A 12360-nucleotide genomic window follows, 5' to 3' on the forward strand; every position below is an offset into this window, starting at 1 on the left:
GCTGGCGGGGGCATGGGCATGATCCGTACTTTCGAACTTGCCCGCCCCCGCAACGCTTCTGTGTTGGTATTTCTGGTCACCCTTGCGCTCTGCCTGGTTATGCCTTGGCAGCATGCCTTTGCACACGCAGTCTTGGTCTCCTCCACTCCGGCGCAAGGAGAGCGTCTGACCTCCCGGCCGCTTCAACTGTCCCTCCGGTTTTCGGAAGCTGTGACCCGCGTCGACCTCACGCTCGTCGACCGCAATGCGAAACCAGCCAATCTGCCAGCGACGATTTCCGGCAACGACGTCGTGGTCGAGCTCGCCGAGCCGCTAGGGGAGGGCGCTTACGCTCTAAATTGGCGGATCCTTTCCGAAGATGGCCACCCCGTCGCGGCCTCCGTCGTCTTTGCTGTTGGCGCTAGCTACGACATGAGCGAGTTGAAGGATGACACGGGAGGCGCGGAGCGGGTTGCGCTGTTAACACTCGGAACGAAGTTTCTATTCTACCTGGCTTGCCTGTTCGGCATCGGCGGAAGTTTCTTCTCGTTCTGGATCGCGCATAGAGCGCCGACAAGAACCACAATCACTCTTCTATATACCGCGGCGGTATGTGCTGTGTTTCTGATCGGGCTCCTCGCAGTTGAAAACAGCGCGTCATGGGCGGCGTTGCTTGGAGCGAAGGCTTGGGCCGACGCACTCGATAGCAGCCTGGCGCGTTCGATATTCTTGGTGGGACTAACGCTCCTACTGGCAGTTTGTGCAAGGCCGCGATCGATAGCCGGCAAGGCGCTGATGTTTGCATCGCTGGCTTTGATTGGCCCCGCTTTTGCCTTGACGGGACATGCGTCCGGCGCTGGCATTAAATGGCTCTCCTTTGCCGCGGTATCACTTCATGTGACGGCGGTCTGTTTCTGGGCGGGCTCGTTGCCTGGTTTGTGGCATGTTCTAGGGCCCCGCCATCAAGGGCAACGTGACAGTTTACTGAGGTTCTCGGCCGCAATTCCCTACTCGATCGCTGTCATGCTGGTCGCCGGAGGGTATCTCGCCTATGTCCAGGTTGGCTGGCCCCCCGCGATCTTGGGTTTTGATTACGGCAAGGTTCTGCTCGCGAAAGTGACATTGGTGAGCGGCGCACTTGTACTCGGCGCATGGAATCGCCTCGTTCTAACGCCACGTGTCGCGTCGGGCTGCCTTCGTGCGGCCAAAAGCATGAAAAACCTAGTCTCGGTCGAAGTTTTCCTGGTCGTGCTGGTATTGGCAGTCACTTCATTGTGGCGGTTCACACCGCCGCCCCGTGCGCTCGCGCTAAGGCAGCCAATCGCCACATCCGTTCACCTCCAGGATGCCGAAACAATGGCAATGCTGGCGTTCGAAACGACGCCCGATCTGATCTTCAATGCAGAGATATCTCTGTCGACTGCCGAATTTGCCGGCTTGGATCCTCATGAAGTCACACTTGAGATGTCGTCGGTTGACGGCTCGGTTTCAAAATTCAAGGTGCCTATCCGTCGAGTGTCGCCGGGTTTCTGGAGCGTGCAGCACGTCCCGGTACCCTGCGATTGCGAATGGAACGTCCGCCTCGATCTGCTCATCTCGGATTTTGATCTGGTTAGCTTGCAAAGCCGAGTCAAATTGCTTTCCGGCGGTTGAGCCTCTCCAAATTTACGATCAGCATCGCGAAACGCGCACTCGGACCATTCTTTGTGCAAGCACAAAGAACGCCGCGGTGTTTTGTAGCACCAGTGCATAAAGTGGAGATTTCGAGTTCATGGCAGTTGAACTGGCGCAAAGCGACGAACCGAGTGATGATCTGGTGCTCTGGATTCTCGTTTGGAGCGAATTGTTTGCGTTCGGCGTCTTGCTTGGCGGGTTCATGGTGATGTCGTACCTTCACCCGGACAGCTTTTCGCTTGCCAAAATTCATTTGAATGGGCGGCTCGCTAGTCTCAACACGCTCGTATTGATCGCAAGTGGATGGTTGGCGGCGGAGGCGGTGCGTGCGGCGACATACCAAAAGCGAAGGTTCGCCTTGGTCGCATCAGCGATGCTTGGATTTTTATTCGCAGCGACCAGGGTCGTTGAATACCAAGGCGAGTTACGGTTCATCGGTGACGCGACATTCAATGCCTTCTTCGAACTCTACTTCATGATCACAGGTTTCCATCTCGCGCATGTGGCATTCCTGAGCCTGCTCATGTTGCTGATCGCACGAAGGATGGAGCGGTCCAATGTGGTGTTGGTTACGACTGTCTGGCACGTGATTGACATCGTCTGGCTGGTAATTTTTCCCGTAATCTATCTGGGGTAGACGATGCAAACCAACAATTCCACATGGCTGCTTGGTCGTGCCGCAAAACTACTGTTGTTTGCAATCATCGCCGCTCTTATCTCGGCTCAATGGAAGCACGAAGCTGTTCCGTTCACGGCTTTCGGCGTCATTCTGATCCTAACCGTCATCAAATCGCGCTGGGTGGTGGTCTACTTTATGGGGCTGCGTGATCTACGCCCTCGATTATCGATGGCACTTGTCGGGTGGTCCGCATTCTTCGCGGTCGCCGCAGGCACAAAGGCGCTACTCGCGACATATGGCTCCTGAGTAGGGGCCATGGACGGGTGAAAGAGGTCCACACTCACGCCGTGCCACACATGCCGGGAATGGCGATCTGGTATCAGATGCCAAGTCAAGGACGGGCGGTTCGCGCCTTGGTCGGAGCCGTGATGGAGGAACTCATATCGAGCAAAAATTGGGCTTCAAAATACTGGAGCGTGCGCAAACTATTTGAGTGACGACAAAGAACGCGCCTGCCGCTGATGCACATATGGGCACATATTGGCGGAAAGGGCGCATGAATGGAATCGGCAGCGGCTTCCAACCAGCACAAGTCTTCTATGGAGACAGTCTCCGATTGGGATCCTCGCAGTCGCGAGGTTCTAGCCAATCAGATCCAGGCCTACGACCAGATGCGCGAGGCGTGCCCGGTGGCCTATAGCGACTACCTCGGATGGTCGCTTTTCCGCCATACGGATGTCTTGCAGGTACTGAACGATCACGAAACCTACAGCAACGTTGTTTCACGCCACCCGTCAGTTCCCAACGGAATGGATCCGCCTGAACATACACACTACCGGCAGATGATCGAGCCCTACTTCGCGGTGGAGCGGATTGAGGCCTTCGAGCCGGCATGCCGCTGGATTGCTCGCGATCTGGTCGCCTCACTCAAGAAAGATCCGTCTAGCGAATTCATGATGGGATTTGCTGAACCATATGCCATACGAATCCAGTGTGGCTTCTTGGGCTGGCCCCGATCATTGCACGAACCATTACGGCAATGGGTCCGGAAGAACCGCGAGGCGACGCTGGTCCGCGATGCGAATGCCCTTGCGTCCATAGCGCTCGAATTCGATGGCTATATCCGATCACAGCTGGAAATACGCCAGCAGGCCGGCGCTGCAGCGCCGGACGATATCACCACCAGTTTGGTGCGGCAGGCCGTTGATGGACGGCTGCTCCGGCCTGCGGAGATCGTTAGTATCTTGCGCAACTGGACCGTGGGCGAACTGGGCACCATCTCTGCCTGCGTCGGGATCATTGTCCATTTCCTTGCGGAACATCCCGAAGTCCAATCACAGCTACGCCGTGACAGGGCTTTCCTTCCGCAAGCCGTGGACGAAATACTTCGTCTCCATGGACCATTGATTTCCAATCGGCGCGTTGCTTCTCGATCTGTGGCAATCGGTGAGCGGACGATCAAGGCAGGAGAAAGGATGACAGTGATTTGGGCATCAGCAAACCGTGACGGTGCAGTGTTCGAGGATGCGGACCAGTTCCGTCCCGATCGGGATCAGTCGCAAAATCTGCTCTATGGCGCGGGGATCCATATCTGCCCGGGCGCAGCATTGGCAAGGATGCAACTGAGGGTCGTCTTGGACGAACTGCTTAGCGGCATCGGGAACTTTGTCCTTCCTCTCGGTACCGAGGCTATCCGTGCGGTCTACCCTGCAGGCGGGTACGCATCATTTAACCTGCAAATCAATTGATGCTTCCGTTGGGCTGCAGTCTGCCCTCCGCACGAGCGAACACCATCGTGGTCGGTAGTGCAGGTTTGGGAACAGACCAAGACCGGAACAATGGCTCGGCAAGACGGCAGCTCCGATCTCGGCAAAATTGGCGGGCGCTGGAATCCTCTCACCGCGACGGCGTCTGCACTGCGTTCGATACCGGACGGTGCAACTCAACTGACGATCGGGTGATGCATATACATTTTGAGAACGCGGGACGGCTTGCGCGCTTTGGGGCTCAATCCAAGAGGGGCATTTGATATCAGGGGTGGTCAATTCGAAGTCTATTTGGCAGGCACCCTACCGACCGCTGTTTTTTCTCGCCGGACTTTGGGCGCTCGTCGTACCCCTTGTCTGGATCCTCCCGGAAGAAATCGCGCTGGAGAGAACTAGTTGGCATAGTAGCGAGCTTTTGTTCGGCATGGCCGGTGCTGCGGTAGGGGGCTATCTCCTTACGGTCTTGCCCGCGTGGACGAAGAGAGGTCCCGTTCCACCTGCGGTCACAATAATTGCTTCTTCCCTTTGGTGCACTGCCCGGCTCACGGCAGCATTCTCTATGCATTTCCCGCATCTCGCATCTGTCATCGGGGCATCTGCATATTTCGTGTTCTTGGCGGCTGTCCTGGCGGTTGCGTTGTTAAAGGCCGCGGCGTGGCACCGCCTGTGGGCACCACTCGGAGCGGCCGCACTTGGAATTAGCGCCGCGCTCTCCAACGTTTACGGCTTGAACTCGATAGGTTCGCCGTGGGGGATTTATAGCATGTTGATCACCGCGATTGGTGGACGCGCCGTGCCTGCCTTCACGCGGCATTGGCTCGTCCGGACCGGGACACAGACCCCCTTTCGCGATCGGCCGGCATTTTCGTATCTGGCGATCCTGGGTATTCTGGCCGCCATTTGTATTCGAGGCGCGCTCCAAAACATATCCGGCTACCTGTTGATGCTTTCAGGCGCTGTGTTGTTGCTGCAAATGGCGAGTTGGCAAAGCCTCAAGGCCGCGCGGTATCCGGCACTGTTTATCCTGCATATCGCCTTCGCCTGGATGCCGGCGGCGCTCATCCTGAACGGCGTTGCTATTATCTTTCCCGCCCAGTTCCCACCGCTCGCCGCCCTGCATGCAATGACGATGGGAGCTATGGGAACGATGATCGCCGCCTTCATGATGCGGTCGGCCTCGGTTCGTAACGGTGAGAGGCTGATCCTCAGCAGGCCCACAACTTGCGCGTTCAGGCTTCTATCTGTCTCCGCTTTGCTGCGTGTTTTTGGCGACGGCATGAGTGCCGCGTATTTCGAACCCGTTGTTGCCGCGGCGGTCTGCTGGATGGCCGCGTGGGCTCTCTTCATGATGGTCTTTGTTCAGGCGATGAGCCGTCCTGTGCCCAGACCGGTCTTTAGTGCGGCCAGCCGCAATCAGGCTTACGGCAAGCGGGAAAGTGACGTTCGACCTTACTTGCAGAACACGGCAAACCGGTGCGCGGTGGGTCGGCCAATTAACGAGGCCTAACACAGCATGCCAGGCGCAAGCGATTGTGGCGAGCCTGCTGTTATTGTCGGTCGCATGGCTTCTGTCGGTCAAAACAAGAAGGTCGCTCGACGGCTCCGCCTGAAGGTGGCCACCCGCCATCGCTGCCGATCGTTGCGTCTACGGCTTAACCTCTCAAAGGCCGGTCCTTGGAAAGGGGTGAGGCTCTAAAGCGTCCTGGCGGTGATCCAGAGTTGGGCAGCCGCTTCCGCAGTGGCAAGCCCTTGTCGAAGCGGTGCAACAACCAGCACCCCTTACCTTCAGCAAGTTGACGCGAACGGCTTTGATCCAACGCAACGTTCTCTCCATCCAGGGCTGTAAACTGTGAGGCAAGGAGGACGGAGGAACCGATGCGAAAGAGCGTCCAGGATGGGGTTAGCCGCAACTGCGTAGTTACTCGCAAGCCAAAAGGGATGCGCTTTGCCGATAGGGTGCAGCGCTTCGCTTATCGATCATTGTGCACAGGTTGGACTTCCGTTTCCTCGAAGAGAACTCCCCTTAGATGAGGATAAGGCGGCTTTCGGAGTTTGACGACAACTCCATCATCATGGCGGATATCGTAATCGTGGGGGCTGGCCCTGTGGGCCTGACAATAGCCGAGGAGTGTTCCAGGGCGGGAAGGAAGGTCGTCGTCGTCGAAAGCGGGCTTGAACTCGAAAGTCCCGAGCATTCTGCGCTCAATGAAGTTGAGAACGTCGGTGAGCTTCGAACAGAAGCGCAGATCCGCAAGAGGATAGAATTTCATGGTTCGCAAGCCAAGTTCTGGTCACCTGACGTACAGCCCTATGGCGTGCGATGCCGTGGCCTTGGCGGATCCACACACGCATGGGCGGGAAAGTCGGCCCCATTTGATGCGCTAGACTTTCAGGCTCGAAGCTGGGTGCCCTATTCCGGCTGGCCAGTCGATCACGAACACATCGTGCCCTATCTCCTTCGTGCAATGAAGGTCCTCAACCTATGCCCAAAGGCACCGCCGGAACGTTTTGACAACGAAGGGCTACGTTCATTCTACTGGCAGTTTGCTCGCTCTCGCGTCGATCGCCTTGACATAATGCGCTTCGGACGAGAGTTCCTGGCCCGCCGGCCGACCAATACCGACGTTCTTCTCGACGCGACAGTGAGCCGCGTGGGTGTGAACGGCGATGGATCCCAGTTTTCGCGCATCGATGTCGTCAGTGTTGGGGGCAAGCGCGCGCGCATTGAGGCCACGATTTGCGTGCTGGCTGCTGGCGGGATTGAGAATGCCCGGTTGTTGCTAGCGTCCACTGATGTCTTTTCGCAAGGAATCGGCAATCACTACGATGTCGTCGGGCGATTTCTCATGGACCACGTTGCGGCACGCGTGGGGCGGATCCCGACCGATCGAATGGCAGCGCTCACAAAGCTCTTCGGCTTCTATGGAGTTCACCACGAAAATCGCGCGCACATGTTCGCCCATGGTCTTGCTCTAACCGCTGCTGCCCAGGAACGCGAACAGATATCGAATGCCGCTGTCTTTTTCTCGACAGAACGTGCACCAGACGATCCATGGGTCGCCTTGAAGAGGCTGTTGCATTCGCGCAGCGACAATGTCGGACGTGATGTTCTTTCCGTTGCCGCCGGTTCGGGATTCATCGCCAGGGGGATTGGTATGAAGATCCTTTCGGACCACCGCACACCCAAGGTCTTCAAGGATCTTATCGTCAACACGGCGATTATGATTTCGCCAAATCTCGTCGCCGACGAGTTCCAGTCCCGGGGTCTGCCTCACAAGTTGTCTGGGTTGCGCATAGAAGCGATCTGCGAACAGGCTCCAAATCCGGCGAGCAGGGTCAGCCTCAGCGAGCGGAAGGACAAGTTCGGCGTACCGCTCGCCAAGATCGATTGGCGCATTAGCGATCTCGAATACAAAACGTTGCTCAGGATTGCCGAATTATCGCATGAAGCTCTCGCCCGTGCTGAGCTCCCCACCCCGAAACTGGAACCTTGGGTCACAGAACGGCGCACACAGGATCTCGTCACCATCGATATGGCGCACACGCTTGGAACGACGCGCATGTCGGCGAGCCCAAAAACTGGTGTCGTCGACCTTCATTGCAGAGTTCATGGCATCAACAACTTGTACATTGCCGGCGGCTCGGTGTTTCCAACCAGCGGTCACGCCAATCCGACGTTGACGATCCTTGCTCTTGCAATCCGGTTGGCCGATCATCTGAATTCGGAACTGGAGCGAGGCTAAGGGCAAGGAAATGCGCTCAGTCTCCGCCGCGGGCGCATATCGCCTTTGATGGCGTGACACCTATCAAGTTTACGCTTTCCCAGACGTCCCCGTTTGCCCCCGGCACCGCTCGACAGCCGTCCCGTAACCCCACCTGCACCGCCAACATCACGGTCAGAACATGTCCGACCAGATGGGACGGGCGGCAGTTCGTTGGGGGGGGGGAGGAAGTCCCGGAGTATCACCGAGGCGAGTGCCATGGCTCGCTGCTGTCGAGCACGGCGGAAACGATCTCATCCTACGGGCGTGCGCTGGTGTAAATCAGCGCTTGGCCTGCCCGGCGCTGGCCGGGGTTGCAGAGGGTAGGCCAAGTAGTCGAGTGACGTCGACTTGAAGCGCCGCGAGCCGGGGTGCCGACAAGAAGTCGGGCCACCGGAGATTGCCCGACCCGCATAGTGGTGCGCCAGTACCGCGATTGATTGATCCGTTCTTGGCCATGTCGCGACAAGCGCGCGTTACTGAAAAATCTCGCGAGCTTCGGCCTTAGCCGCTAACAGCGCCTCCATTACAAGGCTCTCGGCGTGAATATGCCGGCGGAGCGCTTCCTGGAAGCCGTGCAGTAGACGGGCAATGGTGTCTGGCCCGAGATCAGACCGGCCATCGGCCAGTGCGCAAAAGAGGAGTGAGAGTTCCTCTGCCGCCAGCCGGTCGCAGCGATGATCAGCCTTCAGCCTTTCGATGGCCTTGGCGGCGAAGAGCGAACCCGCGTTGCGATCGAAATCGGGAAAGAGAGTATGCTCTTCGAGGTCATGAACCTCCTTCAAAATTGCTGGGATCGACTGCGCAAGCTCACGAACTGGTTCGCTCGCGCTCATCTCGATGTCCGCGGCAACCTCCTCGAGCCGAAGGCAAATCGTGAGCAGTTCGCGGTGGAGCGTTTCCAGGCGCATGATATCTGCAGCGCCAAGCGGGCGCGACGTTGCGTTCAACTCCACCTCCTATCACCTTAAGAATGCCACACCATCCTGGTGGCGGTCGTCGCCTCGGCCGCAAGCGTTCGAACTCCCTGGGTGCCATCCAGCACGTTGAAGTCTCAAGCTCGACTACCTGTTCGGATATCACGATCTCCAATCTACTGTCCCCATCATGCCGCCGGCGCCGACGCTTCTCATTGCGCAGGCGCAAAGACTGGGTCACTCTCGACCGTTCGACATGGTCCTTGGACACCAAAGTTACTTTTTTTTCGGTCGCTGGCTGGCCGTCGGAGGCGACGATCGAGAGGCCCATCGCGCATCGTGATGCCGCTACAGTCCGGCATCCCACAATCTGAAATTCCTGCGTGGTCGTGCCAAAGAGCAGCATCGCGGACTGGCTGAGATCCGGCTACACGATCAGCAGCATTCGCTTCTTGGTTTAATATCGTCAAGGAAGCCTATGTAAAAGCGAGATATTCCCGGCAGATATCAAATTGCCGAAGAGGGCTTGATGTGCCTAATGGGCCGGACCGACGCACTCATTGATCTCGTGGAAAGCTTGCGCCGCACCGACCTCGAAACACCTAACGTATAGACAGAAAGCTCATTTGGAATGGTGGAATAACGAGTAATATCAGCTAATTATCTGTTCCTGTTGATCTAGAAAATCATCGCCTGAGATGCAAGACACGCGGAACGATCGCTCCATTCCGACGCCGAGGCAAGGCTGATTGATTTTGGCGAGGTTGGGAAGCCGCAAAGCCCGTGTTTTTAGGACACGCGCTTGCCCCTATCATCAAACACATGCAGGTCCTTGGCCAGCGCGCCGACGGTGACATGATCGTCGATCTGCCTCACCGATCGTCCTGGGACTCGGAACACAAGATCCTGGCCATTGGCGAATTTGCCATGCACGTAACTCTCCGCTCCAACGAGTTCGATGCTGTCGATGCGGACCTTGGCGGTGAAATCAAAGTCCGCCGCGGTGGGTTCACAGACTGCGAGGTCTTCCGGTCGGATGCCGATCGTGAGTGCGCCTGCTGGTTTGGTCACAGTTGGTGAGATCGACCAGCCTTCAAGAGTTTCAGCATGTTTGAGCAGGTTCATCGACGGTGAACCGATGAAGGTTGCGACAAACGTCGTTGCCGGTTTTTCGTAGAGTTCGATCGGAGATCCGACCTGCTCGATCTGTCCGCCATTGACCACGACCAGCTTGTCGGCAAGCGTCATCGCCTCCATCTGGTCATGCGTGACGTAAACGCTGGTCGTGCCAAGAGACCGCTGCAAGCGCTTGATTTCGATCCGCATCTGCCCTCTCAACTTGGCGTCGAGATTGGACAGTGGCTCGTCGAACAAGAACGCGGCTGGTTCACGCACGATCGCCCGCCCCATGGCCACGCGCTGGCGCTGGCCACCGGACAACTGGCGTGGTTTGCGGTGGAGATACTGCTCTATTTCCAGGGTCTTGGCGGCAATCGCGATACGACGCTCGATCTCGTCCTTCGGGGTGTTGCGGTTCTTCAGCCCGTAGGCAAGGTTCTGATGCACGGTCATATGCGGGTAGAGCGCGTAGTTCTGAAACACCATCGCAATGTCCCGCTCAGCGGGTTCCAGATCATTGACTGTTCTGTTGCCGATGACGATCTCGCCGGAGCTGATGCTTTCGAGACCCGCAATCATGCGCAGAAGCGTGGACTTTCCACATCCGGATGGGCCGACGAGAACGACGAGTTCGCCATCATCGATCTGCAGCGAGACTCCCTTGATCGCCTCGATATTGCCGCCATAGATCTTGCGGACGTTGTTCAGGGTAATTTGAGCCATTACTTCTCAGTCTCCACAAGACCTTTGACGAACCAGCGCTGCATCAGCACGACGACGAGGATTGGCGGGATGATCGCGAGGATCGCGGTTACCATCACGTAGTTCCAGGGTGTCGAGGCGTCGGTGAAATCGACCATGCGACGCAGGCCGATGATGATGGTGTTCATCTTCGCGTCGTTCGTTACCAGCAACGGCCAGAGATACTGGGTCCAGCCATAGATGAAGAGAATGACGAACAGCGCGGCGATGTTGGTTTTCGAAAGCGGAAGCAGGATGTCACGCATGAAGCGAAAGGGGCCGGCATTGTCGATGCGCGCCGCTTCCACCAGTTCGCCCGGGATCGTCAGAAAGAACTGCCGGAAAAGAAAGGTCGCCGTTGCCGAAGCCATCAAAGGCAGCGTCAGGCCAGCATAGGTATCGATCAACCCGAGGTCGACGATCACCTTGTAAGTGGGCAGGATGCGTACCTCGACCGGCAGCATCAAGGTAATGAAGATCATCCAGAAGAAGACCATCTTCAGCGGAAAGCGAAAGAAAACGATCGCGAAGGCCGAGAGGAACGAGATGACGATTTTGCCGACGGCGATCGCAATCGCAACGACGGTCGAATTGAACAAGAGCCGCTCAAGGCTGACGCCGACCACGCGCTCGACGCCGCCGGACATCGCCTCCGTATAGTTCTCGCTCAGTTGATCGCCGAGGGTCAAGGACATCGGCGGGCGGATGATCTCGACCGACGTCCGGCTGGAGGCGACGAAGGTGTAGTAGATCGGAAAGGCGACGATAATGACGCCGATGATCAGCACGAGATGGCCGATGAAATTGGCGATGGGACGTTTTTCAATCATCAGCGCGCCTCATGAGTAGTGAACCCGCTTCTCGACGAAGCGGAATTGGAACGCCGTCAGTGCGACGACGATGACCATGAGAATGACCGATTGCGCGGCGGAACTGCCGAGGTCGAGATTGACGAAGCCATCATTGTAGACCTTGTAGACGAGCGTTTCCGTCGCCTTCGCCGGTCCGCCGCCGGTGACCGCATGGATGATGCCGAACGTGTCGAAGAAGGCGTAGACGGTGTTGACCACCAGCAGGAAGAAGGTGGTCGGTGCCAAAAGCGGGAAGACGATCGTCCAGAAACGCCGCGCTCCGCGTGCGCCATCAATCGATGCAGCCTCGATCAGCGATTTCGGGATCGCTTGCAGACCAGCGACGAAGAAGAGGAAATTGTAGCTGATCTGCTTCCACGCAGCCGCGACGATCACCAACGCCATGGCCTGGTCGCCATTCAGAAGCGGATCCCATGCAAAGCCGTTGCGCCGTAAGATATAGGCAAATGTCCCCATCGCCGGATTGAACATGAAGAGCCACAGCATGCCGGCCACTGCGGGTGCAACGGCATAGGGCCAGATCAGAAGCGTGCGGTAGATGTTTCGGCCGCGAACGACACGGTCTGCCGCCGTTGCCAACAACAGAGCGACAGCCATCGAGAGCAACGCCGTCGCCAGGCTGAAGACCACTGTCACCTTCAGCGAATGCAGGTAGTCCGGGTTTGCCAGGACGGCGCGAAAGTTGGCAAGGCCGACGAAGCCGGACTTGAGCCCGAACGGATCCTCGCGAAGCACGGATTGATAAAGCGCCTGGCTCGCCGGCCAAAAGAAGAAGATGACCGTGAGCACGATCTGCGGTGCGAGCAGGAGATAAGGCAATATTTTATTGGGAAAGACGACAGGCTGCAAAGCGACCCCCTTCTTTGCGCGAGGAGATGGACTGCCCCGGTTCACGCCCGGGGCAGTCCTGCT

The 12360-nt window shown here is 57.5% G+C and carries 10 protein-coding genes; 6 read left to right on the forward strand and 4 right to left on the reverse strand.

Annotation, left to right across the window (positions count from 1 at the left end; all coding sequences use genetic code 11):
* Positions 1–18: 18 nt before the first annotated feature.
* The 6 genes from C6558_RS26305 (at position 19) to C6558_RS26330 (ending at position 7781) form a co-directional block, all read left to right on the forward strand.
* Positions 19–1632: a copper resistance protein CopC gene (locus C6558_RS26305; protein WP_158268961.1), complete on the forward strand. Its 1614-nt coding sequence runs from the start codon at positions 19–21 to the stop codon at positions 1630–1632.
* A gap of 118 nt (positions 1633–1750) precedes the next feature.
* Positions 1751–2290 carry a cytochrome c oxidase subunit 3 gene (locus tag C6558_RS26310; protein ID WP_057225582.1) on the forward strand — a complete coding sequence of 180 codons (540 nt, stop codon included), beginning with the start codon at positions 1751–1753 and terminating at the stop codon, positions 2288–2290.
* Positions 2291–2293: 3 nt separating this feature from the next.
* Entirely contained in the window at positions 2294–2578 is a 285-nt protein-coding gene (locus C6558_RS26315; protein WP_057225584.1) for a cytochrome C oxidase subunit IV family protein, read from the forward strand.
* A gap of 254 nt (positions 2579–2832) precedes the next feature.
* A complete protein-coding gene (locus C6558_RS26320; RefSeq protein WP_245449214.1) occupies positions 2833–4020 on the forward strand; it encodes a cytochrome P450 in 1188 nt (395 codons plus the stop codon).
* A 289-nt stretch (positions 4021–4309) separates the two neighbouring features.
* Complete coding sequence (locus tag C6558_RS26325) at positions 4310–5545, forward strand: NnrS family protein (protein WP_107027920.1); 1236 nt, start codon at positions 4310–4312, stop codon at positions 5543–5545.
* A gap of 565 nt (positions 5546–6110) precedes the next feature.
* Entirely contained in the window at positions 6111–7781 is a 1671-nt protein-coding gene (locus C6558_RS26330; protein WP_245449215.1) for a GMC oxidoreductase, read from the forward strand.
* Positions 7782–8275: 494 nt separating this feature from the next.
* On the opposite strand, the gene C6558_RS26335 is transcribed toward C6558_RS26330, so the two are convergent.
* The 4 genes from C6558_RS26335 to ugpA form a co-directional block, all read right to left on the reverse strand.
* Positions 8276–8710 (reverse strand): hemerythrin domain-containing protein, encoded by a 435-nt coding sequence (locus C6558_RS26335; protein WP_057210661.1) that lies wholly within the window; start codon positions 8708–8710, stop codon positions 8276–8278.
* A gap of 795 nt (positions 8711–9505) precedes the next feature.
* The gene (locus tag C6558_RS26340; RefSeq protein ID WP_107027922.1) at positions 9506–10558 is read right to left on the reverse strand and encodes a sn-glycerol-3-phosphate import ATP-binding protein UgpC; all 1053 of its coding nucleotides are present in this window, start codon (positions 10556–10558) and stop codon (positions 9506–9508) included.
* Complete coding sequence (gene ugpE, locus C6558_RS26345; protein ID WP_025428914.1) at positions 10558–11406, reverse strand: sn-glycerol-3-phosphate ABC transporter permease UgpE; 849 nt, start codon at positions 11404–11406, stop codon at positions 10558–10560. Before ugpE ends, C6558_RS26340 begins: the two co-directional genes overlap by 1 nt.
* Positions 11407–11415: 9 nt before the next feature.
* Entirely contained in the window at positions 11416–12297 is an 882-nt protein-coding gene (gene ugpA, locus C6558_RS26350) for a sn-glycerol-3-phosphate ABC transporter permease UgpA (protein ID WP_057220613.1), read from the reverse strand.
* Positions 12298–12360 lie beyond the last annotated feature (63 nt).

Origin of the sequence: Ensifer sp. NM-2 (assembly GCF_003024455.1) — a bacterium.
Taxonomy (GTDB): domain Bacteria; phylum Pseudomonadota; class Alphaproteobacteria; order Rhizobiales; family Rhizobiaceae; genus Ensifer; species Ensifer canadensis.

What these genes read in the sequence shown, in the direction of transcription:
- C6558_RS26340 (WP_107027922.1), bottom strand. Translation starts at nt 10,558, where the DNA reads ATGGCTCAAATTACCCTGAACAACGTCCGCAAGATCTATGGCGGCAAT.
- C6558_RS26305 (WP_158268961.1), top strand. Translation starts at nt 19, where the DNA reads ATGATCCGTACTTTCGAACTTGCCCGCCCCCGCAACGCTTCTGTGTTG.
- C6558_RS26330 (WP_245449215.1), top strand. Translation starts at nt 6,111, where the DNA reads ATGGCGGATATCGTAATCGTGGGGGCTGGCCCTGTGGGCCTGACAATA.
- C6558_RS26310 (WP_057225582.1), top strand. Translation starts at nt 1,751, where the DNA reads ATGGCAGTTGAACTGGCGCAAAGCGACGAACCGAGTGATGATCTGGTG.
- C6558_RS26335 (WP_057210661.1), bottom strand. Translation starts at nt 8,710, where the DNA reads ATGCGCCTGGAAACGCTCCACCGCGAACTGCTCACGATTTGCCTTCGG.
- ugpE (WP_025428914.1), bottom strand. Translation starts at nt 11,406, where the DNA reads ATGATTGAAAAACGTCCCATCGCCAATTTCATCGGCCATCTCGTGCTG.
- C6558_RS26320 (WP_245449214.1), top strand. Translation starts at nt 2,833, where the DNA reads ATGGAATCGGCAGCGGCTTCCAACCAGCACAAGTCTTCTATGGAGACA.
- C6558_RS26315 (WP_057225584.1), top strand. Translation starts at nt 2,294, where the DNA reads ATGCAAACCAACAATTCCACATGGCTGCTTGGTCGTGCCGCAAAACTA.